Here is a 24731-nt window from a genome sequence, read left to right as displayed (position 1 = left end):
CTAGCCCCCTCTCTTCAGGGAAAGGGGAAACTAGTTTTTAGTTTTAATTTCTAGCCTGAGAACCGTTCCAGCCTGCTATCAGCTAAGCTGGAAACTAGTCCCCCCCTCTCCTGGGGAGAGGGGGGCTAGGGGGGTGAGGTTCCCCCGGGCGGGTAGCTTAGTACCCGAAAATCTCTTTCAGCGTGAGCTGCTGCACTTGGCCGTACTTGGCCAGCTCCTTGAAATTCAGCCGGTCCTTCGAGCCAATCACTAAAATAACCTGGTTCTGGCCGCGCACTTTGGCTTGCTGAAACTTCTTCAGTTCGTCGAAAGTCATTTTCTGGGTGCTGGCGTACACGTCGCGGCGGATGTCATAGTCTAGGCCGAGGCGCTTGGCGCGCTCGTAGCTCATCAGGATGTTGCCCTTGGTGATGCGCTCGGTGCTGATGCTATTGCGGATGGCGTTTTTGGCGATTTCCAGGTTGGCTTCGGCCACGGGCATGTCGGTGAGCAGGGCTTCCATGCCGGCCATGGCCTCGGGCAGCTTGTCGCTCTGGGTGCCGATGTAGCTCAGGTTGTAGTTGGAGCGGCCCAGCTTGTCGGCGTTGTTGTAGCCGGAGTAGGCCGAGTAAGCTAGCGCCTTGCTTTCGCGCAGGTCTTGGAACACGATGCTGCCCATGCCACCGCCGAAGTACTCGTTGTAGAGTGCCACCGTGGGGGCCAACTCCTTGCTGTACAGGTCGCCCTTGGTCAGGAACAGGATTTCGGCCTGCACCATGTTGTAGTCAACCCAGTACACCTTTTTGTCTTTCAGCGGCTGCTCGGCGAAATCTTTGGCTGCCGGAGCGGGCGTGAGCTTGGCGGGCGTGTGGTGTTCGGTTTTGATAACGGCCACCGTGGCATCCTGGGCGCGGGGGCCATAGTACAGCACCCGGTGCTGGTAGCTCTCCAGCTTCTTAATCAGGGCCGTGAGCTGCTCGGGCTTCACGGCTTTCAGCTCTTTCTCGCTCAGGATGTTCGTGAAAGGGTTTTTCGGGCCGTACTTCACGTAGTTCACCATCGCCTGGTTCAGAATCACACGCTTTTCGAGCTTGGCATCCTGGCGCTGCTTGAGCACGCCGGCCACCATGTCCTTCAGAGCCACGGCATCGGGCTTGGGCGCGGCCATGAGCTGTTCGAACAGCTTCAAGGCAGGCTCTAGGTTGCTATCGAGGCCGTTGAGCGTAACAAAAATGCGGTCGGGGCCGCTGCTCACGTTAAAGGAGCAGCCCAGCTTGTAGAACTCCTGCTGCAGTTGCGCGGCGCTATAATTGCCGGTGCCCAGGTATTGCAGGTAATCGGTGGCGAGGCTCCAGCGCGGGTCGTTGTTCTTGCCCAAGTCGAAGACGTAGGACAGGTTGAACAAGCCGTTTTCGGCGTTGTGCGTGTAGTACAGCGGCAGGCCGGGCTTGATTTCCGTTTCCTGAATGTCCTTTTTGTAGTCCACGAACACCGGCTGCAGCTCCGTGCTCGGCATGGCCGTGAGCTGCTTGTAGTAGGCCGAGGCCACGTCGCGGTTGGCCGGCACGGGCGTGATGGCGGGCTTCACCACCTTTACCTTGTTGGGGTCGGTGCCGGTGCGCTTGAACACGGTCACGTAGTTCGGGCCGTAGTTGTCGTTGGCGAATTTCACAATTTCGGCCTTGGTGATTTTGCCGAAATCTTCCTGCTGCTGCAGGTAGTCCTTCCAGTCGACGCGCTCGATGAACGCCTCGTACATGGCGCTGGCGCGGGCCTCGTTGCTTTCGTAGCTCTTGGTGCGCGTCAGCTTCTCGTTGTTGATGATGGCCGGAATCAGCCAATCAGGGAAGTTTCCTTTCTTCACCTTGTCCAGCTCGCCCAGCAGCAGGGTTTTCACTTCCTCCAGCTTCTGTCCCTGGCGTGGCGTGCCGTAGATGACGTGCGTGGAGTAGTCGTCGTTGAGGTCGGTAAACGAGGCAGCTTCCAGCACCTTCTGCTGCTGGTTCAGGTCAAGGTCGATGAGGCCGGCCTGGCCGTTGGTCAGGACTTTATCGAGCATGCGCAGGCGCACGCCGTCCTTGCTGGCCTTGCCCGGCAGGCGGAAGCCCAGCATCACGTTTTCCGACTGCGGCCCGAGAATCTCCTTGGTAATAGGAGCCGTGAGCGGCTTCTCCACTGGCGCGTTGAAGGCTGGCACCGGCTTGCTCGACATCGCGCCGAAATACTTGTCAATGATGCGGATGGTCTGGTCGTAGTCCAGGTCGCCGCTCAGGCAGAGCGCCACGTTGTTCGGCACGTAGTATTGGCCGAAATACTTCTTAATCTCCGTGATGGAAGGATTTTGCAGGTGCTCAATCGTGCCGATGGTCGTCTGCGTGCCGTAGGGGTGCGTGGGGTAGAGCGCAGCATTCAGCGCCTCAAACTCCTTGTTGAAGTCCGAGTCCAGCCCGCGGTTTTTCTCCTCATACACGGCTTCCAGCTCGGTGTGGAACAGGCGCGGCACCATCTCGCGCAGGCGCTCGGCCTGGATGGCGGCCCACTTCTCCAGCTGGTTGCTGGGAATGTCTTCCTGGTACACCGTTTCCTCGTTCGAGGTATGGGCGTTGGAGCCTTTCGCGCCGATGGCGCCCATCACCTTGTCGTACTCGTTCGGCACGGCGTAGCGCGCGGCCACGCCCGAGATGGAGTCAATCTGGTGGTAGGTGCGCTTGCGAGCGGCAGGGTCGTTGCGCTGGCCGCGGTACACCTCGTACAGCGCCTCAATCTTGTCGAGCTCCACCTTTTCCTTTGCCCAATCCTGCGTGCCCAACTGCGAAGTGCCCTTGAACACCATGTGCTCCAGGTAGTGCGCGAGGCCGGTAGCGGTGGCAGGGTCGTTTTTGGAGCCCGCGCGCACGGCCAAGTAGGTCTGGATGCGCGGCGCGTCTTTGTAATCAGACAGGTAGACGGTCAGGCCGTTGTCCAGATGGTAGATGCGCACGCCGAGCGGGTCACCGGGCACCGATTCGTAGCGGTATTCTTTGGGAGCGGCCGGCGCAGCGGTGGTAACCGGCGCGGCCGCGGGGGCCGTCGAGGCCATGCTGGCCGTTTTACTCGATTGGCACTGAGTGGCAACCCCTAATACCGTCAGGGCCGGAATCAACAGCAGAAAATTCTTTTTCACGAAAGGCGCAAGCGGGTGCAACAGGGGATTCAAAAAACAAAGGTAGCTGGGTGATAGAGGAATAAAAAACAAAATTTCGCCATATCTTGCAAGGTTGCGGCGGGCTCAACGCGGAGGCTTATCCCGTTCCTCCATTTCCCCAATCGTTTGCAGACACGGGTATGGCAATCAGCTGATTTTACAACGGCCATGGTTGGCTCGTGCGTGGCCGTAAAGACGCGGTAAGCAGCAAGGAGTTGCAGCCGCTGCGGACGCTCTAGCGATGTAGAGACGCATACTTGCGTCTCGTCGTTGAATGACAGCAGTTGACGATGCCCGAACGGCGCAGACGACGAGACGCAAGTATGCGTCTTTACAGCAATCGGCCCTTATTATCTAGAACTCGTTTTCCAGCCCCAACCGCTGCTTGGCGTCGCGCAGGGTCGGAAACCGCTCAGCCAGGTACTCAAACTTGTCGGTTGACGTGTAGAGCTTACGGGCCGTAGGCGCAGCGTCTGTCACGAAGGGCAGCACGTTGAGGCGGGGGTTGCCGGTGCGGCGGCGCAGGTCGGCCAGAAACTCCACGCGCATTTCGTTGAACTGGTCGACCTGGATGGGGTTGTCTACGGCTAGGTCGATGACGTGCTCCTCGTTGGCTGATACCGGCCGGTTCAGCACCCAGAACTCGCTCATGCGGTCCTGAGCTTTGCGTTCCTCGGCCAGTTCCTTCCACACGCGCTGCAGCACGGCGGGTTCGGTGGCGGTAACGGGCCCGCTGTGCTGCGGCTCGGCTAAGGCGGCCGCATCCTTGGCTGCCTGGCTGGCGGCGGCCGCGCTGCGGCTGCTCAGGTCTTTCAGGCTGGGAATTTTGCTAACCAGGCTGGGAATTTTGGCGAAAGCCGCCTGCGGCGTAGGACGCGGCGCGGGCTCGATGCCCTCGAAGCTGGGCACGCCGATTTCGACGTGTGGCAGCGTGTCGCGCATCTGGTGCCGCTCGGTGACGGGCGCGGCCGGGTCGTCCTCGATGCTGGGCGTGTCGTGCAGCTCGTCCACGCCGTTTTCGACCGGCAGCGGGTCGGGGCCATCGGCTGGGGCCGGGCCGGTAGCTACGGGCGCGGCTGGCATAGGCAACGGCGCAGGCGCGGCGGCCGGGCGCGGGGCGGCCGTGTAAACCGCAGCGGGCGACTCGGTAACATAGGCCGCCGGGGCGGCGTGGGAGGCGGCTGGGGCGGGCGCTACCGGCGCGGGCTGGGCGTGGCCGTTGCTGCCAATGCTGGCACTGCCATTACTGGCCAGCGCGGTGGCCGCCGAAGTTTCGCCGCTGCTTAGGCTGCTAGTTTTTTTTTTAGCCTCGCCGTTGGCGGGGCTCAACTCGCGTACGAACTGCACGGCCCCGTTCAGGTAGGCCAGCTTCATCAACGCCAACTCCACGTGGAGGCGCTGGTTTTTAGCTTGCTTGAACTCCCGGTCGCACTGGCTGATGAGGTTCAAGGCCGAGAGCAGGAAAGCCAGCGGCGCGGCCTGGGCCTGCTGCACGTACTTCTGCCGGATGCCCTCGGACACTTCCAGCAACTGCACGGTCACGGCATCTTTGCACACCAGCAGGCCGCGCAGGTGCTCGGCGGTGCCCACCACGAAATTGTGCAGGTCGAAGCCGTTCTGCATCACTTCATCGAGCAGCAGTAAGGCGGCCGAGAGATTTTCGGTGAGCAGGCTGTCGACGAGGCGGAAATAGTAGTCGTAGTCGAGGATGTGCAGGTTTTGCACCACCTCTTTGTAGGTGAGGTTGTTGCCGCCAAAAGTCACCATCTGGTCGAACATCGACAGGGCGTCGCGCAGGCCACCGTCGGCCTTCTGGGCCAGCAGGTGCAGGGCGTCGTCTTCGGCCGTAATGCCTTCCTGGGTGGCCACGTAGCGCAGGTGCCCGCGCATGTCCTCGACGCGGATGCGGCTGAAATCGAAAATCTGGCAGCGCGACAGAATGGTGGGAATAATCTTGTGGCGCTCGGTGGTGGCGAGGATGAAAATGGCGTAGCTCGGCGGCTCCTCCAGCGTCTTCAGAAAGGCGTTGAAGGCTGCGTTCGAGAGCATGTGCACCTCGTCGATGATGTAAATCTTGTACTTGCCGGCCTGCGGGGCGTAGCGCACCTGCTCCACCAGCGAGCGGATGTCCTCCACCGAGTTGTTGGAAGCGGCATCCAACTCGTGCACGTTGAAGGAGGCGTTTTCCTGGAAGGCCACGCAGGAGGCGCAGGTGCCGCAGGCCTCAGTTTCAGCCGTGAGGTTGGTGCAGTTGATGGTTTTGGCCAGGATGCGGGCGCAGGTGGTTTTGCCCACCCCGCGCGGGCCGCAAAACAGGAACGCCTGGGCCAGGTGGTGGCTCTGAATGGCGTTTTGCAGCGTGGTGGTGACGTGCTGCTGCCCCACCACGCTGCGAAACGTGGAAGGACGGTACTTGCGGGCCGAAACGACGAAATTATCCATAAGTTCTCTCTACAAAGTTACCCAGAAACGGGCGGCTTTGGAAGCGGTTTTAGCGGGGAAGCTGGGCAGTTGGGTGGCGGTGCTGATAACCAGAACGTCATGTCGAGCGCAGCCGAGACATCTTGCGTGCCACCACTAATTATTGGTTACTGCCCCGAGCGAAATGTCTCGGCTGCGCTCGACATGACGTCCCTTGTATACTGTCTTCACACCATACAAACACCCAAACTGACGGAAACCTTCCCTCCTGCTCTAGCGTTTCTCCCATAACCGCGTACCTTCGCGGCCCGCTTCGGCGGACTCGTTCTTTACCAACTGGGGATGACCGGAATTGACAGCTTGCGCAAATTGCGGGTAAGCGTGCCAGGAGTTGATGGAAGCTCTCCTGTCAAAAAATCTATCGAAAAACAACTGGCGACTATTCGTACGCCATGGCTGCCTAGTTCAGAATTAGGTAATTGCCATCGTTCCGCCCGGGTAAGTTTCTACACCTGGGAGTTCGGAGCGTCGTAAGTAGAAAATAGCCTTCGTAGAGCTGTGATGCGGGGGCGAAACCCAACTGCAGCTAAGGGAAGCTCAAGGGCCTGACTGACGCCTGAGATTCCTCGAAAATTCAAGTCTGGATACGCACGTAGAAAGCACGTTGATTTCCTTGTCTGGACCAGGGTTCGAATCCCTGCATCTCCACTTTAAACCCCGTTTGCAGCTTGCAGGCGGGGTTTTTCGGTTTTTACGGGACGTTAATTGAGAAGAAGAATTTTCCTTATAAAGCTGCTCCGGAAAGTTTGGCAATTCATAAATCGGAACGACTTGCTGAACACAGTCGAAGCAAGACGTTCCGATTTGTTCGGTTATTTCTGCCCGACCACTTAAAATCCGGGGGCTGACTATCCATTGGAAGAAAGGGAAAGCTCCTGTCTCATTGATTTGCCGATGGTTTCTGCCAGACAAGGCTGACGTAACGACTCCCGCGGTTCTCAAATTATTCGCTTTAGAATTGAATAAACATTGGTGCATTTCGCAGCACCAAGTCACTTGCGTGCGGCCGGTTGCGACCAGTTTTGCACATAATTATTTCGCTACTGTCGACCATTCTTTTTTGAGCTTCGGCGTAGAGGCCGGTAAACGTGGAGCCGCGAACTTGTCGCGGCCGTTGCCTTAATCTTCCCGACCATGACCGAAAACCGCGACAGTATTCTGGACATCTGGGGGCCCCGCACGCCTTACTTCGGCGAGTGGCCCGAGCGCGTGGACGAGCGCACCACCGAGGAGCCCGACCACTGGGTACAGTCGGCCTGTGTGCTGTGTTCCAACGGCTGCGGCTGCGATATTGGGGTGAAAGACGGCCGCATAGTGGGCGTGCGCGGCCGGGCGGTGGACCGCGTGAACCACGGCCGCCTGGGCCCCAAAGGCCTGCACGGTTGGGAGGCCAACAACAGCCCCGACCGCCTCACCACGCCGCTCATCCGCCGCAACGGCCAGCTGGTGCCCGCTACCTGGGACGAGGCCATGGGCCTGCTGGTGGCCAAATCGAAAGAATTAATCGAGCAGCACACCAGCAGCTCGATTGGCTTTTATACTTCGGGCCAGCTCTTCATTGAGGATTATTACACGCTGGGCGTGCTGGGCAAAGCCGGCCTGGGCACGCCACACATGGATGGCAACACCCGCCTGTGCACTGCTACGGCCGGGGCCGCACTCAAAATATCCTTCGGCACCGACGGGCAGGCCGGTTCCTACGCCGACCTCGACACCACCGAGGCCGTGCTGCTGGTGGGCCACAACATGGCCTCGCAGCAAACCGTGCTCTGGACGCGCATTCTGGACCGGCTGGCGGGACCCAACCCACCCCGGCTGGTCGTTATCGACCCGCGCCGCACTTTCACTGCCGAGCAGGCCACCGTGCACCTAGCCCCGCGTGCCGGCACCAACGTGGCCGTGCTCAACGGCCTGCTGCGCCTACTGATTGAAAACGGCCACGTCGATTACGACTTCATCGAAAATCACACCGTGGGGTTTGAGGAGCTGGTGAAAACCGTGGGCAAATGGACGCCCGAGCGCGTGGAGGCCCTGACGGGCGTGCCGGCCGGGCAGCTACAGGCTGCGGCCCAGATTTTGGGCACCTGCCGCACGCTGGTATCCACGGTGTTGCAGGGCGTGTACCAGTCGATGCAGGGCACCGCGGCGGCGGTGCAGGTGAACAACATCAACCTGCTGCGGGGGCTGATTGGCTCCGAAGGCAACGCCATTCTGCAGATGAACGGGCAGCCCACCTCGCAAAACACCCGCGAGTGCGGGGCCGACGGCGACCTGCCCGGCTTCCGCAACTGGGACAACCCCGCCCACATCTACGAGCTGGCCCGCCTCTGGAACGTGCACCCGGATAAGATTCCGCACTGGGCCCCGCCCACGCACGCCATGCAAATCTGGCGCTACTGCGAAACGGGCTCGATAAAGCTGCTCTGGATTCAGGCCACCAACCCCGTGGTGAGCATGCCCGAGCTGGGCCGCATCCGGAAAATATTGGAACAGAAGGGCCTGCTGGTGGTGGTGCAGGATGCTTTCCTGACCGAAACCGCGCAGTTGGCCGACATTGTGCTGCCGGCCGCGCTGTGGGGCGAGAAAACCGGCACTTTCACCAACACCGACCGCACGGTGCACATTTCGCACAAGGCCGTGGAGCCGCCCGGGCAGGCCCGCGCCGACTTCGATATTTTTCTGGACTACGCCCGCCGCATGGATTTCCGGGACCAGGACGGCGCGCCGCTTATCAAGTGGGACACCCCGGAGGAGGCCTTTGAAGCGTGGAAAGCCTGCAGCAAGGGCCGGCCTTGCGACTACTCGGGCCTGAGCTACGCCCGGCTGTCGGCAGGCTCGGGCATTCAGTGGCCCTGCAACGAAGAGCACCCCAACGGGGCGGCCCACCTGTATCCCGACCACCAGTTCAACACCCACGCCGACTACTGCGAAAGCTACGGCTACGACTTGGTGACCGGGGCCGAAACCTCTCCCGAAGCCTACCGGGCCCACGACCCCAACGGCCGCGCCCGCCTGCTGGCCGCCGACTACGAAGTGCCCCACGAGCAGCCCGACGCAGATTTTCCACTTTGGTTCACGACCGGGCGGGTGGTGTACCACTTCCACACCCGCACCAAAACCGGCCGCGCCCGGGCCCTGCAGCAGGCCGCGCCCGAAGCCTTTGTGCAGCTCGCGGCCGAGGACGCCGCGCGCTACGACATTGCCGAGGGCGACCTGGTGGAAGTGGCTTCGCGGCGCGGCCGGGCCACCGCGCCAGCCCGCATCGGCGGCATCGAGCCGGGGCTGGTGTTCATGCCCTTCCACTACGGAGCCTGGGGGCAGGCGGCCGATGCGCCCGCCCGCGCCGCCAACGAGCTGACCCTGACCGAGTGGGACCCCGTCAGCAAGCAGCCGCACTTCAAGTACGCAGCCGTTCGCATTCGCAAAACCAACGCCTAACCGCCGCCCGCTATGCACTTAGGAAATTACCTCGGCCTGCTGGAAAGCAGCGAACAGCAGCTCACCAAAGCGTTTGAGCACGTGGCCCGCAAGCACCGCGACGAGCCCGACATTGAGCAGATGTGCCGGAAGCTCTCGGCGTGGTCGCGCGAGCACCGCGGGCGGGTGCTGCCCTTCGTGGCCAAGTATTCGGAAGAAAAGAGCGACGAGCCCAAGGACCTGCGCCGCGATTTATTCTCGGAAAAGCGCCGCGGCAGCCTGGCCCTGCTGCGCGACCTGCACGACCTCTGGCTGCTCACGCAGGAAGTGCAGCTGTGCTGGACGGTGATTCGGCAGGCCACCCTGGCCCTGCGCGACGAGGACCTGAAAGCCGCCTGCGCCTACTGCCAGCCCCGCACCCAGCGCCAGACCGAGTGGCTGCTGGGCCGCATCAAGCAGGCCGCCCCGCAGACGCTGCTGGTGGCGGAGTAGCTTGCGGCGAGCCGCCTCGCAGCTGCTGAACCAAATGGAACAGCATGGCCCCGAAGGTGAACCCCCAGGCCAGCAGGGCCAGGTAGAAAAAGTAGGTCGGCACCACGCGCAGGGCCGGCAGCGGCAGGGCCGTGGCCAGCTGCAAAGTGGCGGCCGTGTACATGCCCAGCGGAAACACCATGCTCCAGTAGAGCGGGCTGTAGGCGAAGGCGGGGCGCGTATGCAGGTGGTTCCAGAGGCGCAGGCCCGCCACCAGGGGCAGCCACCAGGTGCTAATGGCCCAAAACAGTAGGCTCAGGCCTTTGATGAACGGCTGCAGGTCGGCCAGTGCGTGGGCCGGCTGCATGGCTTTGAGGAGCGTGCAGCCGGCCAGCACCGTGATGGCGCTGGCTCCTACGCTTATCCAGTACGCGGCCCCAACTTCCTCCCCGGCCAGTGGCACGAACGTGAGGCGGTAAACCAGCAGGGTGATGAGCACGACGTAGAGCACCGCGCCCACCAGAAATGCCCCGGCCAGCCCCAGCACGGCCGCCTCCGGCGGCCCCGGCCACTGCGGTGCCAGCCGCGCCCCCAGCACCACCAGCGCCTCGGTGGCCACCACCAGCAGCAGCCAGGCCCCGGTGAGGCCTTTTTCCAGGTCGGGCTTTTGCCGGGCTGTGCTGGTGCCCAGCAGCAGCGCGTAGAGCAGCACCGCCCAGCCTACCAGCCCCAGCACCCATAATGCATTGCCCGCCGCCATGTTGTGGCGCAGCTGCACCAACTGGCTGCCCATCAGGCAAGTAGCCGGCATGAAGGCCAGGAAGGTGGGCCCCTGCGCGTGCGAGGTCAGCTCGGCCCAAAATGCCCGAAAGCCCACCAGAGCCCGCCCCACGAACAACAGCACCAGGAGTGGATACGCAACCAGGTTAACGTAGAAAAGTGCTTCGGCTAAGGCAGTAAGCTCTAGCTCATGGGCGGCCAGCGAAAGAATCCCAGTCGACATGACCAGGGCAAAGTATACCGGCGGAAACTGGTTCAGGGCCTTTTTCATGAAAATGCGGGCAAGCACCGCGGGTGGGGTTCACAGCAGGGGCACGGGGCGGGGCGGCACTAGCGCAATTGCCGGAGCCAGGCCACGGCAGTTTCCTCGGTTTCAAAAAGCCGGTAAGTCAGGGCCGAGGCTTTGGCTTCGTGCATCACCTGGTTCATGGCCAGCCGGGCAAACACGTCGTGGGCCAGGATAATGGCCCCGTAGATGCCGCCCGGGCGCTGGAGGCTGCTGTCGAGCCAGTACGTTTTTATCCAGGCGCTTTCTTCTTCGGTGAAGGGCGACATGAGGCGCTGGTCGCCGAGCAGGCGGTGCCACTGGTTGCGGTTGAGCAGGTTGCTGGTGTGGGTGAGCAGGGCCTGCAAATCGGCGAGGTTGCGCTTGCCGGGGTGGTACTGAAACACAACGTAGCCATCGGCATGCTCGAGCAGGCGACCGGCGTTGTTTTCGAAATAAAGCCGGGCCGAAGCGGTGGGCTGCATATTTTTTAAATGGAATGCCCGTGCCCGGCCAGGAAGCGGCCAAGCTGGCACAGGGGTGGCGTAAGGGAGGTGGGCGGTGGTTGGGCCGGCAATCAGCCGGCCAGGCGGCGCAGGTCCCGGGCTGTCATCACTTCCACATCGGTGCCGCCGAAATGCCGCGCGGCGGCCTGCTCGGCTTCGCGCCGGGAGTGGTAGCGGCCCAGAATGTCGGCCGGAGAAGTGGCCAGGGGCTGCACCACCAGGTAGCCGTAGTACCGTTCGTGCTCCTCGGGCGTGGCAAACGTGGGTGCTTTCTGGCGATGAATGGTGACTTGCATCAGGAAAATAGGTTAGCGGGCGGACCCAAAAACAGTGTTACAGCCAGGGGCGGCCGAAGTCTGGGAGGCGCAGGACCTGGGGCACGATGGGGAACGGGGGCAGGCAGCGGTGGCCCTGTTCGCCGGTCACCTCCTCAAAGCCCTCGAACCGAGCCGCGGGCGTGTGGTCGCGCCGGGCTGTTTTCATAATTTTTGGGTCGGCCAGCGAGGCCGGGTGGGCGGGGTTAGGGGCAGTTTTCATAGCTCAGTAAGACCGTGGACGTGCCGCCGACCGGGTAGGCGGCAACCCATTTAAACGCCGGCTGCCGGGCTGAGGATGAGCAAAAAGGCCGCTACGGTTCAAATTACGTACTTTCTGCAGGGTCATTCCGAAAACTACGTAGGGGCGCTACGGCCCCCGGCCGTACCCCGGCCACGGTGAGCTACCGGGCCCTCATCCGTCGGGCCGGCGCCAACGCCAACAAGCCGATGCAGGATGGGCTGCTGCTGGGCTCGCTCGCTGCCAGCCACCTGAAAAAGCAGCCCGCCGACTTCAACGCCCTGCTACGGGGCCGGCTGTGGGTGGAAAGCTAAAAAGACGCGGGCACCTGCTTTTTCGTGGAACTACACCAAGCCTCACGGGCCGCCGACGGCAATACGGAGCCGAATGCAGAAACTACGCAGCCGCCACGAAAAGTTACGGAGCCGCCCTCCGGATAAATTACCAATTGATTGATATTTAATCTATTACCCGCAACCGTTGGCCATGGGCGCGTCGTTAGAGCAAGGGTAATTATCATCCACCTATTAACCTTTTTCACTCATGGCAGACAATCAGAAAAACACCCGCGGCGGCAGCTCCGAGCAGCACGCCGAAGCCGGCCGCAAAGGCGGCGAGGCCAAAGCCCAGAAAAACCAAGGCGGCAACGGCGGCGGCAACCAAGGCGGCAATAGCGGCGGCCAGGGCGGCCGGGGCTTTGCCGGCATGGACCCTGAAGAGCAGCGCCGCATTGCCAGCGAAGGCGGCAAAGCCTCGCACGAGAGCGGCCGGGGCCACGAGTTCACCTCGGAAGAGGCCCGCGAGGCTGGCCGCAAAGGCGGCGAAAAGAGCAACGGCGGCAACCGCTAGCCCGGATTCCCGGACCCGCTGCCCCAGCGCCGCAGATGCCCGGCAATCAAGTACGCAAAAGCCCTTGGGGGTATTCCCCAGGGGCTTTTTGTGCCAATGCGCTACCCGTCGGGCTTCGGCGGGCGGGCCCAGTTCCTGCTTTCATTTCACCATTTTATTCCTTTTCCCATGTTCGATAAAATAGAATCCCTCGAAGGCTTGCTCGAAATCAAGCTGCAAGGCCTGTACGACGCCGAAAAGCAACTTACCAAAGCCCTGCCCAAGATGGCCGCCCAGGCCACCGACCCCCAGCTGAAAATGGGACTGGAAGTGCACCTGCGCGAAACCGAAAACTACGTGGTTCGCCTCGAACAAGTGGCCAAAAGCCTCGATATGAACCTGAACGGCCCCAGCTGCAAAGCCATGAAAGGGCTGATTGAGGAAGGCGAGCAGCTGATGGCCCTGCGCGCCACCGACGAAGTGCGCGATGCCGCCATTATCAGCGCCGCGCAGGGCGTGGAGCACTTCGAAATAGCCCAGTACGGCACTGTGGTGCATTTTGCCAAGCGCCTGGGCCTGGCGGCGGCGGCCGACATTCTGGGGGCCACGCTGACCGAGGAGAAAAACACTGACGAGTTACTGAACCAGCTGGCCATCAGCTTCATCGATGAAAAAGCTATAAGCCCGTCGTAAAAGTACCCCGTAATGGAACACTCGGTAGAATTGCCCGCTTCGCTGAATCCGCCCCCGGCCAGGCCTGTGCTGCTCGAATGCTACACCGACCCGCTTTGCCCGCAGAGCGCGGCCTTCGAGCAGCACGGGCAGCGGCTGCGAGCCGATTTTGGCCACCGGTTTGCCTGGCGCTACCGGCTACGCTCGCTGCCCGCCTCGTCGTATCCGGCCTGCCTGGCCGTGAAGTGTGCCGAGCGGCAGAGTGCCCAGGCCGGCGAGCTTTACCTGCGGGCGGTGCGCGCCGCCGTCACGCGCCAGGGCCACCACGCGGCTTGCCCGGCCACGTTGGCCGCCGTGGCCGCCGCGCTGGCCGCGCAGTTTCCCGCCGTGTTCGATGCAGCGGTTTTCCGGCAGGACATGGCGGCCAATGCGGGCGAGGCCGCACTGCTGGAGGATGCGCAACAGGCCCACCGGCACCACATCCGCTGCTGGCCGAGCCTCGTCGTGGTGCGGCGTGGGCCCGGGCCGGGCGCGGTGCTGACGGGCGGCAGCCAGCCCTACGAGGCGCTGCTGCAAGCGCTGGCCGCCCTGGCCCCGGATGTTTTTTATGAGCCCAGCCTGGTGGATGGCGGCGCGGGCTGAATAAGCAGATTCAGCGCCGCACCCGCCCTAGGGCTGGCCGCATAACCCCAGCAAAACAGGCAGGCCCCACTACGGAGCCTGCCTGTTTTGCTGGGGTTGAAGCAGGCGGCGGGCCTAGCGGGTGGTGCTGCCCGAAGTGCTGCCGCTGGTGCTGGAGCCGCTGGTGCTGCCCGACGTGGTGCTGCGGTGGCCTTTGCTGTGGCCGCTCCGGCTGCCCGAGGTAGAATTGCCGCGGGAAGAGCCATTGCGCGAACCCGACGTGGAGCCCATTGAGCCCGAATTGCGGCCACCGGAGCCGGAAGTGGTACCCATCGAACCCGAGGTGGAGCCCATGGAACCCGAAGTAGAGCCCGTCGAGCCGGAAGTGGAACCCATCGAGCCCGAGGTTGAGCCCGAAGTGGAGCCCATCGAGCCGCTGGTGCTACCACTGGTTGAGCCGGACGTGGTGCCGCTGGTAGTGCCCGAGGTGCTGCCACCGGTGGTGGTTTGGGCCTGGGCCGTGCTGGTGGCCAGGCCTAAGCCCAGCAGGAAGGTAGCCGCGCGGAGCGGCCGGGAAATGCGCTTGTTCATAAGCTTTGCAATGAGGTGAGGGTGAAAAATGAGAACGATAAATGAATGGATGCCGTGAGGCAAGAGCCCGCTGCCCTGGTTGGAGCAAACTGCTGCGGCCACGTAGGCCACTGCGCTTGCCATGCTCTGAGCCAGGGCGCAGCCGCCAGCCTCGCCAATTTATACGACTGACAATGAAGGTGAAGCGGGGCTAAAAGCACGTATTTTGGCCGGATAGTACGTAGGAACAAACACGCTAATTGCGCTTGGCCGGAAGGCCGGTTATGTTCGGCCGGCACTGGCTGTTCCCGATGCGATGGCGCAGAGCCTGCACGGCGCAGCCACGGTTTAGCTTGCGATGAACGGCCCCCGCCCGAAAGCGCTTTGCCCGCGCGATAAGTGCTGATTTGAGCAGTGCTAATGCGGATTTACTTGCTCCGTGTTTTCTGCAGAACGGGTTTGAATGGCAATTTCTTAACAAAAGCAACCAGCTGTCATAAAGCATTTTACCGGCGAATGGCAACTGCAAAAACTGCGCAATGGCCTTGGTTGCCGCCCCGAACGTGCCCCGCTGCCGGGGCGTAAGCAACGAACCCTACCGCCCCGGCGGGCGGCCCGCGTTTTCCCGTTCTCACCATTTTGCTCTTTCCCTATGTTCGACAAACTTGAAACCCTCGACGACCTGTTCGAAATGCAGCTCAAAGACCTGTACAGTGCCGAAAGCCAGCTCATTGAGGCCCTGCCCCTGATGGCCGAAAAGGCCAAAGACGGCCGCCTGCGGGCCGGCTTCACCAAGCACCTGCACGAAACGGAACAGCAGCTCCAGCGCCTCGAAACCATCGGCGAAGCCCTGGAACTTGACCTCGACGGCCACACCTGCAAGGCCATGAAGGGCCTCATCGCCGAAGGCCAGGAAACGATGTCGGAGCGTGCCACCGAGGAGGTGATGGACGCCGCCCTGATTGCCGCTGCCCAGCGCATCGAGCACTACGAGATTTCGGGCTACGGCACTGCCGCCCACTATGCCCAGCGCCTCGGGCACACCGAAGTGGCCGAGCTGCTGTGCCAAACCCTAAACGAAGAGCAGCTCACCGACACCAAGCTCAACGACCTGGCCAAGAACTACCTCAACCAGAAAGCCGTGTAGCCCCTGCCGACCATTGTATTATTCGGCTTGTCGAAACCTCTTCACTGCCTGGTTGCATTTGTTTGGATTGGTTGCGCGGTGAGGAGGCTTCGACAAGCCTGGCATAGGGGAAATCGATTCATGATTTCCCGACTACCCCTGTGATAGTCCCGAAAGTGCCCGCCCGCAGCGGGCATTTTTAGTAAACCCAATCTGCCGTTTTCCATGAGCGCACGTTCCGCTGCCTCCGTTAAGCACCAGCTCGACTCGCTGCGGCACCTCGATTTGCGCCGGCATTCCATTGATGAGCTGGTGGCGCGGGTGCGCGCGCTGCTGGAAGGCCAGCCCCTGCGCTGCCTCACGCTGGCCCCGGGCCGGCTGCTTTATCGCGGCATTTTGAGCGAAAGCTTGCCCGCGCGGCTGGCCGACGTGTCGTACCCGCCGCCCGAGGCAGTGCGCCACGACCAGCGCGCCAACCGCGCCGGCCGGCCCATGTTCTACTGCAGCGCCACCTGGCACCCGCCATTTTTTGAGGCGCACGTGCAGCCCGGCGATGGCATCGTCATCACGCGCTGGCAGACGCGGCAGCCGCTGCGCATCCTCAGCTTCGGCTACGCCGATGCTTGCGCCGACGACCCGCACGCCGACCGCGAAAAAGCCCTGCGCTATGCCCTGGCCCAGCTGCCGGAAGAAACCCGCGCCCTGGCGGCCTTCCTCACCCGCACCTTCACCCGCGCCGTGGCCGACGACGACCAGCACCACTACCGCCTCTCCATTGCCGTGGCCGAGGCCTGCCAGCTGGGCCGGGCCTTTGATGGGCTGCTGTATCCGTCGGCGGCCATGGCCTCGCCGGCCCACAACCTGGCCCTGCACCCCGACTGCCTCGACGCCGGCAAGCTCACGCTCGATTACATAGAGCACCTGCGCGTGCACCACGTTTCGCCCGGTACCGACGTGCTGGACGTGCGCTCGCTCGACATTGCCCACGCCACCGGCCCCGACGGCCGCCTGCAGTGGCAGGGCCGCCCCGGCAACTGGGTGCTGCGCGAGGGCAGCACCGCCACCGACTGCTGGCTGCAAAACGGCGAGTGGCACTGCGCCTGATGGCCACCGGTGCGTGAAACCCGGAGCACAAAAGCCGGATTTATGCCGGCCAAAATCCGTCTTTTTCCCGTCGCTACGTCGAGCTTAAGACTCGTACTAAACTGGTCTGTTCTGTCCTAACTATCCCCTGCTATGAATCCCACTCTCACCTACGCCGACGAGGCGGTCCTGGACGCCCCGCACGGCCTCTCGTTTGCCGTGCGGCACTCGCGCGAAATGCCTTCTTACTACGAGCTTGCCTTGGAAGACGACCAGGGCAGCCAGGCCCACTGGGTGGTGCCCCTGCCCCTGAAACAGCTGGCCAAGCGCCCTGTGCTGCTGTGGCTGCTGGCGGCTGAACCCATGCTGGGTGCGCTGGCCTGCGTCGAAACCGGCACCATGCAGCTGGCCTCGGCCCGGCCCGGCACCACGGCTACTCTGCGCCACGAGCTGGACCAGGGCGTACTGCGGCTCAATTTCAACGGCCAGCTGCTGCGCGGCTACTACCGCCTGCAGTGCCTGCCTACTGGGTGCGGGCAGCTCTGGCAGCTCACCCCCATTGGCCACATCTAAGCATGAAGAAATACGCCCTGGTTATTCACGGTGGTGCCGTGACGATGAAGCCCGACGAGCTCAGCCCGGCAGAAGAAGCCGCCCAACGCAAAGGCCTGGCCGAAGCCCTGCAGGCCGGCTGGGAAATCCTGCACCGCGGCGGCCCGGCCCTCGACGCCGTGGAGGCCGTGGTGCGCACGCTCGAAGACAACGAGCATTTCAATGCCGGGCGCGGCAGCGGCCTCACCCAGCAGGGCGAGGTGAAGATGGACGCCGCCATCATGGACGGCCGCACCCTGAATGCGGGGGCTGTGAGCGCCGTGTCCTACGTGCAGCACCCCATCAGCCTGGCCCGCGCCGTGATGGAGCACAGCCCTCACGTGTGCCTGGCCGAGCTGGGCGCCCTGGAGCTGGCCCTTGAAAAAGGCCTCGCCGTGAAGCCGCCCAGTTACTTCCTCACCGAGAAAACCCGCCAGCAGTGGTTGGAAATCGTGCAGAAAGAGGAGGCCATGGCCATGCACGACACCGTGGGGGCCGTGGCCCTCGACCAGGATGGCAACCTGGCCGTGGCCACCAGCACCGGCGGCATCGAGGGCCAGCTGAAGGGCCGCGTGGGCGACAGCCCCATCATCGGGGGCGGCACTTATGCCAGCAACGATTCCTGCGCCGTGTCCTGCACCGGCGATGGCGAGGTAATTATGCGCGGCGCGCTGGCCCACGAAGTGCACGCGCTGGTGAAGCACAAAGGCCTGCCCCTGGCCCAAGCCTGCCAGGCCGCCATTGCCCTGCGCGACGACGAGCTGAAGGGCGACAAAGGCATGATTGCCATCGACCACCACGGCAACATCGCCCTGGAATTCAACACCAATCTCATGCGCCGCGCCTACCGCGTGGGCACCGGCGAGCCCGTGGTGGCCATGTGGAAGGATGAGTAGCGGCGCGGGCGCTCTGCATGACGGCCATCTTAGCACTTCCTCGCCCTCAAATACGGATTTTCCGAACCCAAAAACCCGTATTTCCAGCGCCAACGAACCGTTTTTAGCGCCGTAGAAATCCTCGAGCTTCTCGCCGCCACCTCAACCCGGCGGCGAAAAACTGGGGCGGTAAGCAGCACATCGTAGCTGCCGCGCCCCGCTTTTCCACCACCGGCGCTCTACTGGCGTGGGCCAGCTGGGGTGCCGGTGCCGGGCAGTGCTGCTGCCCGCTTTACCCCTTTTTCCTCCTCTCTTCATGCCCAACCTATTCCCGACACCCAAAGGCAAGCTGCTCCTCATTGGCGGCCACGAGCAGCGCGAGAAAGCTGGCCCCTCGTACGAACAATCGCCCGAATTCATTCTGAAGCGCTTCGTGGATGAGCTGCCCAAAAAAGGCACCATCCTCGTCATTCCCACCGCTTCGGAAGAGCCCGAAGAATCGGCCAAGGAATACGTCGACCTCTTCAAAGACCTCGGCCTCAAGCACGTTGAAGTGCTTGATGTGCAAAGCCGCGAGCAGGCCAACAGCGTGGAGGCGCTGGACATGCTGAACCGGGCCGACGGCGTCATGTTCACGGGCGGCGACCAGTTGCGGCTCACGGCGCTGCTCGGCGGCACGCTGGTGCTCGAGCGTCTCACCGAGCGCTATTTGCGCGAGCCCATTGTCATTGCGGGCACCAGCGCCGGAGCCACGGCCATGAGCACGCCCATGATATACCAGGGCCGCAACGATGCCGGCTTCGTGAAGGATGAAATCCACATCACCACCGGCCTGCAGCTGCTGCGCGACGTGGCCGTCGACACGCACTTCATTGCCCGGGGCCGCATTGTGCGCATGGCCCAGATTATTGCCACCAACCCCGGTTGCATCGGCCTGGGCCTGGAAGAAGACACGGCCGTACTGGTAAGCAAAGGCAACCAACTGGAGGTCGTGGGCCGGGGCATCGTGGTGCTGCTCGACGGCCACGAGTGCACCGAAAACACGATTTACACGGTGAAGCCCGGCGAAGTCTTCTCCATCCGCGACCTGCGCCTGCACCTGCTGGCCGAGGGGCAGCGCTTCACCCTGCCCGGCTTCGCCTCCGATAAGCCGCCGGTGCAGAAGCCGGAATAAGGTAGCGTTAAACGCAAAGGCCAAAGCCCGTCCTGTTGCGTAGGACGGGCTTTTCTGAGTAGCCGACGACCGTTAGCGCATGATTTTACCCTGATTATCCCAGTGGCTCGATTTCACTTCCAGGCTGCCTGGCTGGCGCTTGATGGTGCGCGTGTACCGCTCGCCGACAATGAGGCCGTCGGGGCGGCGCTTGCCGAAAAACAGCAGCACCGGCTCGCCGTGCTCGTTGGTGGTGAAGGTGATGTCGTAGCCCTTGAATACGTCGTCGATGGTCGTTTTGGGCTCGTAGATTTTGCTAAGCTTTTTGTCTAGCTCGGGGTGGAGAGGCATGATGCAGAAGGAATTTATGAAAGAGGTTTGTGTCAGAGACCCGGCTGATGTATAGACGCCAGTTATGCGTGGTGTGGAGCGGCGGCAGATGTTAAGTCGAAACAGTTATGCTTCGCTGCGCTCTGTATGGCCGTTCTTTTGGCGAAAAATGCCAACGCCAAACTCCCTACTTCAGCCAGCCCTGGCTGGCGGCAATTTTTATCAGGGCGGCGGTGTTTTTGGCCCCGGTTTTTTCCATGATGTTCTGGCGGTGGGTTTCCACGGTGCGGGGGCTGGTGAAGAGCTTGTCGGCAATCTCGGCGGTCGTCAGGCCATCGGCCACCAGCTGCAGAATCTCCTGCTCGCGAGGCGAGAGCCCGCCGACAGGCTTGGTCGGCGGCTCGGGCACGCCCGACAGTAGCTTTTCCAGCATGACAAGGCCCAGCTCCGAGCACAGAAAGCGGCGGCCCGCAGCCACGGCCCGCACGCCCACCATTATTTCGTCGTGGCCGGTGTTTTTTAGGATGTAGCCGCTGGCCCCGGCGGTCAGCACCTGCCCAATGGCTCGCTCGTTGTCCACCATCGAAAGCACCAGCACGCGCACCTCGGGGTATTCGGCGTGTAGGCGCTGGGTGGTGGCCAGGCCGTCGAGGCCGGGCATGTGCAGGTCGAGCAGCACCACGTCGCAGGGCGTGGTGGGCAGCTGGGCCAGCAGCTGCTCGCCGCTTTCGGCTTCGCCCACCACTTGCAGGGTAGGCTCTTGTTGAAACAGGGCGCGCAGGCCGTGGCGAAGCACGGCGTGGTCGTCGACGAGGAAGAGACGGGTCATGGCGTGGGGGGTTCGGGAAGAGGTATTCGAATGCGTACGTAGGCACCGCCGCCCGCGGCCGCCCCGGTTTCCAACTCCCCCCCGAGCAAGGCCACCCGGTCTCGGATGCTGCGCAGGCCCAGGCCGGCTTGCTCGGCGGGCGTGGCCGGAAAGCCGGGGCCGTTGTCTTCGGCGCGCAGCAGCACCCAGCCGGGCATGGTTTCCAGCTCCAGCGTGGCGGTGGTGGCCCCGTGGGCGTGCTTCACGATGTTTTGGGCCAGCTCCTGGGCCATGCGGTAGAGGGCCATTTGCAGCGGCAGGGCGAGCGGAACGGCGTCGGCGTCGAGCTCGATGTGGCTGCGCAGCCGCAGGCGGGGCGTGCTCATTTTGCTGGAAATGTCCTGCAGGGCAGCGGCCAGCCCAAACTCTTCCAGCACCAGCGGCACCAGCTCGTGCGAGAGGGCCCGGGTCTGGCGAATGGCTTCGCTCAGCAGCTGGTCGGCTTCGGCGCGGGCTTTCACCAAGGCGGGGGCGATGCCCAGCAGCGGGGCGTGCAGGCGGTCGAGGCGCAGCTTGGTGGCGTAGAGAATCTGGCCGATGCCGTTGTGCAGGCTTTCGGCCATGCGCTTGCGCTCGGCTTCCTGGGCTGCCTGCACAGCCTCGAACAGGGCCTGCTGCTGCGTCAGGCGCAGGTGTAAATTATTAGCCTCCAACCGCTTTAGCTCGCTGATATCCAGGTTCATGCCCAATACCTTCTGGGGCTGGCCCTGCTCGTCGTGCATCACCACGGCCCGGATGCGCACGGTACGGACTTGCCCGTTGACGCGCACCTGCACCGTTTCTTTGATGTCGCACGCGCCCGTGCGGATGCAGGTCCTGAGGTATTCGACTTGGGGGCGTCCCTCCTCCGTGACCATGTTAAAGATGATGCCCAACTGGACTGGCTGGCCCAGGGGGATACCGAAGAGGTTGTACATGCCGGCCGACCAGGTAAACTGCTCGCTGCGCAGGTCGTACTCCCAGCTACCCAGGCCTACCAAGGACTCGGCCTGTTGCAGTAGTTGTAAGTTTTTGAACCGCTCGTCCTCGGCCTGCTTGCGGGCCGTGATGTCGAGATTAGTGGCCACCACGCCGTCGCCGAGCTTCACAAACTGGCAGGCAAACCACTTGTTGAAGCCCTCGTGGGGGTAGAAGTATTCCATGCTCTGGGGCTCGCCGGTTTCCACGGCCCGCACCGCTAGGTCGAAAATGCCCACGTCGCGAATGCCGGGGTACTCCTGGGCGTAGAGCTTGCCCATAAGGTCGGCGCGGCCGGTTTCGCGCTCCAACTCGCGGCTCACCAGCCGCAGCCGGAAATCGAGGATGGTGCCCGCTTCGTCGCGCACGGCTTCGAGCACCGACATGGCAATCAGGTTGGTATCAAACACCGACTGCAGCAGGTCGCGGCTGGCTTGCAGGTCGCGGGTGCGGCGGACCACCCGGTCCTCCAACTTGGCATTGAAGAGGGCCAGCTGGGTCTGGCTGGCGCGTAGGGCTTCTTCAGCCTGCTTGCGAGCCGTGATGTCGTAGCTCACCACCAGCACGGCCTCGGGCTCACCGGCGGGGTCCAGCAGGGGCACCCCGCGCGAGATGAACGTGCGACCGTGGGCCGTGTGCTCGCGCGCGAAGCCCTGCCCAGCCAGCGCCCGCCGGTAGTGGGCTTCGTACTGAGGCACCAGGCTGGGCGGCATGGCCTCGGCCACGGTGCGGCCCAGCAAATCGGCCGGGCGGAAACCGGCTGCTTCGAGGGCTTCGCCGCCGGCCAACTGGTAGCGCAGGTCGCGGTCGACGACGAACACGGCCGCGCCGGGCAGGTTGGTAATCAGGGCCCGCAGCCGCGCCTCGCTCAGGTGCAGGGCCGTTTCGGCCTTGGCACGCTCCACGGCGGCCCAGGTGCGCTCGGCTACCTCCCCGGCCAGGGCCACCTCGGCGGCGGTCCAGGGCCGGGGCTCAGCGTGGTGCACCGTAAAAACGGCCGCGAGGCGGCCCCCTTTCACGAGCGGGGTGGCAATGGCGGCGGGCGACTCGGCCGCAGCATAGGCGGCCCGCTGGTCCTCGGTCAGCCGGGGGTCGTGAGCCGTGTCGGTCAGCACGAGCGTTTGCCCGGCCCGCAGCACGGCCACCACCGGCTCGCCGTAGTCGGTAAAGCGGTGGCGGCGCGGCATGGGCTGGCCCCGCCGGATGTATTCGCCCTGCACCACGCCCGTTTCCTTTTCCAGTTCACCCTCTACCTGCACGTACTGGGCCCGGCTGGCCGCCAGGTGCTCCACCAGCAGCCGGCACGCCGTGGTGGCAATGGCCAGCGGGTCGACCAGCGGACGCAGCGCGTCGGCCAGCCGCAACAGAAACTGCTGCCGCTGCTCGCCCTGCTTGCGGGCCGTGACGTCGCTGAAGAGCACGCCCACCTGCCGGGCCTCGGGCGGCCCCATGCGGAAGGCGTGCGCGTCGTACCAGCGGCCCAGCTGCGCCACGTGGTATTCCAGGCGCTCGGGCTGGCCGGTTAGGGCCACGCGCCCGTAGGTTTCCAGCCACAGCGGTTCCAAGTCGGGCACCAGCTCGCGCACGGTTTTGCCCTGGGCATCGGCCGGCTGGCCCGAGTGCTCCACAAAAGCGGGATTCATCTCCAGGTAGCGGAAATCGACGGCCTGCTGGCCGGTTTCCTCAAACAGGAGCTGCAGCAGGCAAAAGCCTTGGGTGGTGGCCCCGAGCAGGGCGTGGTACTTGTCGGTAGCGCGCCGGGCCATTTCCTCTTTCAGGCGCAGGATTTCGGCTTCCGACTGCTTGCGCTCGGTCACGTCGATGGCGCTGGCTACCAGGCCATCGTCGAGCTTCCCGGCCACCAGATGAAACCACCGCTCCTGGCCTTTCAGGCGCAGCTGCACTTCGGTGTTGAGGGGCTGGCCGGTTTCCACCACCGCGCAGTAGAACTGAAACACGGTGGTGTCCAGGATGCCCGGGTAGGCCGTCGAAAACCGCTGGCCGCGCCGGTCGGCCACCGCGTACTGGCGCGCCTCGCGGTTTTCCAGCTGAAACTCAAAGTCCACGATGCGGCCAGCCGCGTCGCGTACGGCGCGGTGGTAGGCAATGGGGTTCAGCGAAACGTCGAACACCGTTTGCACCAGGTGCTGGCTGGCCAGTAGCGTCTGCTCGGCCTTTTTGCGCACGGAAATGTCGCGGGTGGTGGTCGTCACACCGTCGCCCAGCTTCACCACCGACTGGTAAAACCAGCCGTCGAACTGCTCGTGCTGGTAGTGCCGCTCGCTCTGGTCGGGCACGCCGGTTTCGAGCACCCGCCGGAACGTGTCGAAAATGCCCTCTGCCACCACACCGGGGTTTAGCTCACACAGGCGCTGGCCGATGACGTCGCCGTACCACCGCTCGGCGGCGGTGTTGTTGAGCACCCAGGTGAAGTCGACCACCGCGCCCTGCTCGTCGCGCACGGCCTCGAACACCTGCACCATTTCCAGGGAACTGTCAATGGTGCGCCGCAGCAGCTCGTGGCTTTGGTGCAGCGCCTGCTCGGCTTGCACCCGCTCGGTCACGTCCTGCACCAGCCCGCGCAGCTGCACGGCATGGCCGGCCGCGTCGCAGCGCACTTCACCGTGGGCCTCCATGGTACGCCACTGGCCGTCGGCGCGGCGGATGCGGCGGCGGTAGGTGTAGGGCTGCCGGGTGCGCACGGCCTCGTCGAGCACCTGCCGAATGGCAGCCGCATCGGCAGGGTGCGAGCGGGCATCGATGACGTCGAGCGTGAGCTCGAAAGTTGGAGGGTCCTCCCCGAACAAGTGGTACATGCCGTCGGAAAAGTAGAAGCTGCCGGTGGACAGGTCGGCTTCGTAGGAGCCAGTGTGGGCCACCGCCTCCATATCCAGCAGCAGTTGCACGCTGCGCTGCTGGGCGGTTTCGGCCTGGTGCCGGGCCGTGGCGTCTTCCCAGAACACCCAATGCTGGCCGGCCGGCGCGGGCCCCGGACGCATGCTCACCCACTGCTGGGCGTGGGGCAGCCAGACGTCGGGCCCCGCCACGCCTGTGGTCAGCAGCTGCGTCAGCGCGGCCACCACGCCCTCCGGCAACGGCGCTCCGGCCAGCGGCTGGCCTACCAGCGCCCCGGCCGGGGCCCCGCACCAGGCCGCCGCCTGCTGGTTGAGGCGCCGGATGACGTGCGGCGCATCTAGCACCAGTACCCCCCAGGGCAGCGCGTCGAGCAGCGCCTCGGGGGCGGCCAGTGCCTCCGACGACGAAGAATCGGGTGAAGTGGGCGGAATCGGAGCCATACAAAATGAGCGGGCAACCAGGCTCCGCAACCCAAGCTTACGAAGTTTTTATTGCCTGCTCCCAGATTTTTCAAGCAAGCAGAACCGTAGATAAGGGGCTTATTGCAAGGCTTCCGCGTCATC

Annotated in this window: 21 protein-coding genes and 1 other RNA gene; 12 read left to right on the top strand and 10 right to left on the bottom strand. The window is 63.5% G+C overall.

Annotation, left to right across the window (positions count from 1 at the left end; translation table 11 throughout):
- Window positions 1–157 precede the first annotated feature (157 nt).
- Both I7X13_RS05090 and I7X13_RS05085 read right to left on the bottom strand, forming a co-directional pair.
- Window positions 158–3142 (bottom strand): M16 family metallopeptidase, encoded by a 2985-nt coding sequence (locus I7X13_RS05090; RefSeq protein ID WP_317191536.1) that lies wholly within the window; start codon window positions 3140–3142, stop codon window positions 158–160.
- Between the two features lie 375 nt (window positions 3143–3517).
- Window positions 3518–5605, bottom strand: a complete 2088-nt coding sequence (locus I7X13_RS05085) for a DNA polymerase III subunit gamma/tau (protein WP_198074634.1) — start codon at window positions 5603–5605, stop codon at window positions 3518–3520.
- A 317-nt stretch (window positions 5606–5922) separates the two neighbouring features.
- Between I7X13_RS05085 and ssrA the strand changes: the two genes are divergently transcribed.
- The 3 genes from ssrA to I7X13_RS05070 all read left to right on the top strand — a co-directional run bounded on the left by ssrA (window position 5923) and on the right by I7X13_RS05070 (window position 9553).
- Window positions 5923–6295: a transfer-messenger RNA gene (gene ssrA, locus I7X13_RS05080) on the top strand.
- 483 nt (window positions 6296–6778) lie between these two features.
- Window positions 6779–9082: a molybdopterin oxidoreductase family protein gene (locus tag I7X13_RS05075; protein WP_198074633.1), complete on the top strand. Its 2304-nt coding sequence runs from the start codon at window positions 6779–6781 to the stop codon at window positions 9080–9082.
- A 12-nt stretch (window positions 9083–9094) separates the two neighbouring features.
- A complete protein-coding gene (locus I7X13_RS05070; RefSeq protein WP_198074632.1) occupies window positions 9095–9553 on the top strand; it encodes a molybdopterin oxidoreductase in 459 nt (152 codons plus the stop codon).
- On the opposite strand, the gene I7X13_RS05065 is transcribed toward I7X13_RS05070, so the two are convergent.
- The 4 genes from I7X13_RS05065 to I7X13_RS05050 form a co-directional block, all read right to left on the bottom strand.
- Window positions 9513–10583 carry a tellurite resistance/C4-dicarboxylate transporter family protein gene (locus I7X13_RS05065; RefSeq protein ID WP_198074631.1) on the bottom strand — a complete coding sequence of 357 codons (1071 nt, stop codon included), beginning with the start codon at window positions 10581–10583 and terminating at the stop codon, window positions 9513–9515. The two genes, I7X13_RS05070 and I7X13_RS05065, sit on opposite strands and share 41 nt — an antisense overlap.
- Window positions 10584–10642: 59 nt before the next feature.
- On the bottom strand, window positions 10643–11062 hold the full coding sequence (locus tag I7X13_RS05060) for a hypothetical protein (RefSeq protein ID WP_198074630.1): 420 nt from the start codon (window positions 11060–11062) through the stop codon (window positions 10643–10645).
- 92 nt (window positions 11063–11154) lie between these two features.
- Window positions 11155–11379: a hypothetical protein gene (locus I7X13_RS05055; protein ID WP_198074629.1), complete on the bottom strand. Its 225-nt coding sequence runs from the start codon at window positions 11377–11379 to the stop codon at window positions 11155–11157.
- A 37-nt stretch (window positions 11380–11416) separates the two neighbouring features.
- On the bottom strand, window positions 11417–11620 hold the full coding sequence (locus tag I7X13_RS05050) for a hypothetical protein (protein WP_198074628.1): 204 nt from the start codon (window positions 11618–11620) through the stop codon (window positions 11417–11419).
- Window positions 11621–11796: 176 nt separating this feature from the next.
- Between I7X13_RS05050 and I7X13_RS05045 the strand changes: the two genes are divergently transcribed.
- From I7X13_RS05045 to I7X13_RS05030, 4 genes are all read left to right on the top strand, one after another.
- Complete coding sequence (locus I7X13_RS05045) at window positions 11797–11952, top strand: hypothetical protein (protein WP_198074627.1); 156 nt, start codon at window positions 11797–11799, stop codon at window positions 11950–11952.
- Between the two features lie 229 nt (window positions 11953–12181).
- The gene (locus tag I7X13_RS05040) at window positions 12182–12487 is read left to right on the top strand and encodes a KGG domain-containing protein (protein WP_198074626.1); all 306 of its coding nucleotides are present in this window, start codon (window positions 12182–12184) and stop codon (window positions 12485–12487) included.
- A 168-nt stretch (window positions 12488–12655) separates the two neighbouring features.
- A complete protein-coding gene (locus tag I7X13_RS05035; RefSeq protein ID WP_198074625.1) occupies window positions 12656–13159 on the top strand; it encodes a YciE/YciF ferroxidase family protein in 504 nt (167 codons plus the stop codon).
- Window positions 13160–13171: 12 nt separating this feature from the next.
- Window positions 13172–13780 (top strand): DsbA family protein, encoded by a 609-nt coding sequence (locus I7X13_RS05030; protein ID WP_198074624.1) that lies wholly within the window; start codon window positions 13172–13174, stop codon window positions 13778–13780.
- 114 nt (window positions 13781–13894) lie between these two features.
- On the opposite strand, the gene I7X13_RS05025 is transcribed toward I7X13_RS05030, so the two are convergent.
- A complete protein-coding gene (locus I7X13_RS05025; protein WP_198074623.1) occupies window positions 13895–14350 on the bottom strand; it encodes a hypothetical protein in 456 nt (151 codons plus the stop codon).
- Between the two features lie 631 nt (window positions 14351–14981).
- Between I7X13_RS05025 and I7X13_RS05020 the strand changes: the two genes are divergently transcribed.
- From I7X13_RS05020 to I7X13_RS05000, 5 genes are all read left to right on the top strand, one after another.
- Entirely contained in the window at window positions 14982–15476 is a 495-nt protein-coding gene (locus I7X13_RS05020) for a YciE/YciF ferroxidase family protein (protein ID WP_198074622.1), read from the top strand.
- A 204-nt stretch (window positions 15477–15680) separates the two neighbouring features.
- Complete coding sequence (locus I7X13_RS05015; protein ID WP_198074621.1) at window positions 15681–16559, top strand: RES domain-containing protein; 879 nt, start codon at window positions 15681–15683, stop codon at window positions 16557–16559.
- Between the two features lie 132 nt (window positions 16560–16691).
- A complete protein-coding gene (locus I7X13_RS05010) occupies window positions 16692–17111 on the top strand; it encodes a hypothetical protein (RefSeq protein ID WP_198074620.1) in 420 nt (139 codons plus the stop codon).
- Window positions 17112–17113: 2 nt separating this feature from the next.
- Window positions 17114–18025: an isoaspartyl peptidase/L-asparaginase family protein gene (locus I7X13_RS05005; RefSeq protein ID WP_198074619.1), complete on the top strand. Its 912-nt coding sequence runs from the start codon at window positions 17114–17116 to the stop codon at window positions 18023–18025.
- Between the two features lie 295 nt (window positions 18026–18320).
- The gene (locus tag I7X13_RS05000) at window positions 18321–19178 is read left to right on the top strand and encodes a cyanophycinase (protein ID WP_198067127.1); all 858 of its coding nucleotides are present in this window, start codon (window positions 18321–18323) and stop codon (window positions 19176–19178) included.
- 72 nt (window positions 19179–19250) lie between these two features.
- Here the strand turns inward: I7X13_RS05000 and I7X13_RS04995 are convergent, their stop codons facing one another.
- The 3 genes from I7X13_RS04995 to I7X13_RS04985 all read right to left on the bottom strand — a co-directional run bounded on the left by I7X13_RS04995 (window position 19251) and on the right by I7X13_RS04985 (window position 24608).
- Entirely contained in the window at window positions 19251–19508 is a 258-nt protein-coding gene (locus tag I7X13_RS04995) for a hypothetical protein (protein WP_198067128.1), read from the bottom strand.
- A gap of 166 nt (window positions 19509–19674) precedes the next feature.
- Complete coding sequence (locus I7X13_RS04990) at window positions 19675–20316, bottom strand: response regulator (RefSeq protein WP_198074618.1); 642 nt, start codon at window positions 20314–20316, stop codon at window positions 19675–19677.
- Window positions 20313–24608, bottom strand: coding sequence for a PAS domain-containing protein (locus I7X13_RS04985; RefSeq protein ID WP_198074617.1), 4296 nt, complete (start codon window positions 24606–24608; stop codon window positions 20313–20315). The genes I7X13_RS04990 and I7X13_RS04985 overlap by 4 nt, the downstream gene beginning before the upstream one ends.
- Window positions 24609–24731 lie beyond the last annotated feature (123 nt).

The organism is Hymenobacter negativus, assembly GCF_016056375.1.
Lineage (GTDB): Bacteria > Bacteroidota > Bacteroidia > Cytophagales > Hymenobacteraceae > Hymenobacter > Hymenobacter negativus_A.
The sequence above is the reverse complement of the archived record's forward strand: the minus strand, read 5'-3'. Positions and strand labels throughout refer to the sequence as shown.

Bases quoted from the DNA above. Each gene is read 5' to 3' on its own strand.
- I7X13_RS05085 (WP_198074634.1), bottom strand. From the start codon at position 5,605: ATGGATAATTTCGTCGTTTCGGCCCGCAAGTACCGTCCTTCCACGTTT.
- I7X13_RS05075 (WP_198074633.1), top strand. From the start codon at position 6,779: ATGACCGAAAACCGCGACAGTATTCTGGACATCTGGGGGCCCCGCACG.
- I7X13_RS05070 (WP_198074632.1), top strand. From the start codon at position 9,095: ATGCACTTAGGAAATTACCTCGGCCTGCTGGAAAGCAGCGAACAGCAG.
- I7X13_RS05065 (WP_198074631.1), bottom strand. From the start codon at position 10,583: ATGAAAAAGGCCCTGAACCAGTTTCCGCCGGTATACTTTGCCCTGGTC.
- I7X13_RS05060 (WP_198074630.1), bottom strand. From the start codon at position 11,062: ATGCAGCCCACCGCTTCGGCCCGGCTTTATTTCGAAAACAACGCCGGT.
- I7X13_RS05055 (WP_198074629.1), bottom strand. From the start codon at position 11,379: ATGCAAGTCACCATTCATCGCCAGAAAGCACCCACGTTTGCCACGCCC.
- I7X13_RS05050 (WP_198074628.1), bottom strand. From the start codon at position 11,620: ATGAAAACTGCCCCTAACCCCGCCCACCCGGCCTCGCTGGCCGACCCA.
- I7X13_RS05040 (WP_198074626.1), top strand. From the start codon at position 12,182: ATGGCAGACAATCAGAAAAACACCCGCGGCGGCAGCTCCGAGCAGCAC.
- I7X13_RS05035 (WP_198074625.1), top strand. From the start codon at position 12,656: ATGTTCGATAAAATAGAATCCCTCGAAGGCTTGCTCGAAATCAAGCTG.
- I7X13_RS05030 (WP_198074624.1), top strand. From the start codon at position 13,172: ATGGAACACTCGGTAGAATTGCCCGCTTCGCTGAATCCGCCCCCGGCC.
- I7X13_RS05025 (WP_198074623.1), bottom strand. From the start codon at position 14,350: ATGAACAAGCGCATTTCCCGGCCGCTCCGCGCGGCTACCTTCCTGCTG.
- I7X13_RS05020 (WP_198074622.1), top strand. From the start codon at position 14,982: ATGTTCGACAAACTTGAAACCCTCGACGACCTGTTCGAAATGCAGCTC.
- I7X13_RS05015 (WP_198074621.1), top strand. From the start codon at position 15,681: ATGAGCGCACGTTCCGCTGCCTCCGTTAAGCACCAGCTCGACTCGCTG.
- I7X13_RS05010 (WP_198074620.1), top strand. From the start codon at position 16,692: ATGAATCCCACTCTCACCTACGCCGACGAGGCGGTCCTGGACGCCCCG.
- I7X13_RS05005 (WP_198074619.1), top strand. From the start codon at position 17,114: ATGAAGAAATACGCCCTGGTTATTCACGGTGGTGCCGTGACGATGAAG.
- I7X13_RS05000 (WP_198067127.1), top strand. From the start codon at position 18,321: ATGCCCAACCTATTCCCGACACCCAAAGGCAAGCTGCTCCTCATTGGC.
- I7X13_RS04995 (WP_198067128.1), bottom strand. From the start codon at position 19,508: ATGCCTCTCCACCCCGAGCTAGACAAAAAGCTTAGCAAAATCTACGAG.
- I7X13_RS04990 (WP_198074618.1), bottom strand. From the start codon at position 20,316: ATGACCCGTCTCTTCCTCGTCGACGACCACGCCGTGCTTCGCCACGGC.
- I7X13_RS04985 (WP_198074617.1), bottom strand. From the start codon at position 24,608: ATGGCTCCGATTCCGCCCACTTCACCCGATTCTTCGTCGTCGGAGGCA.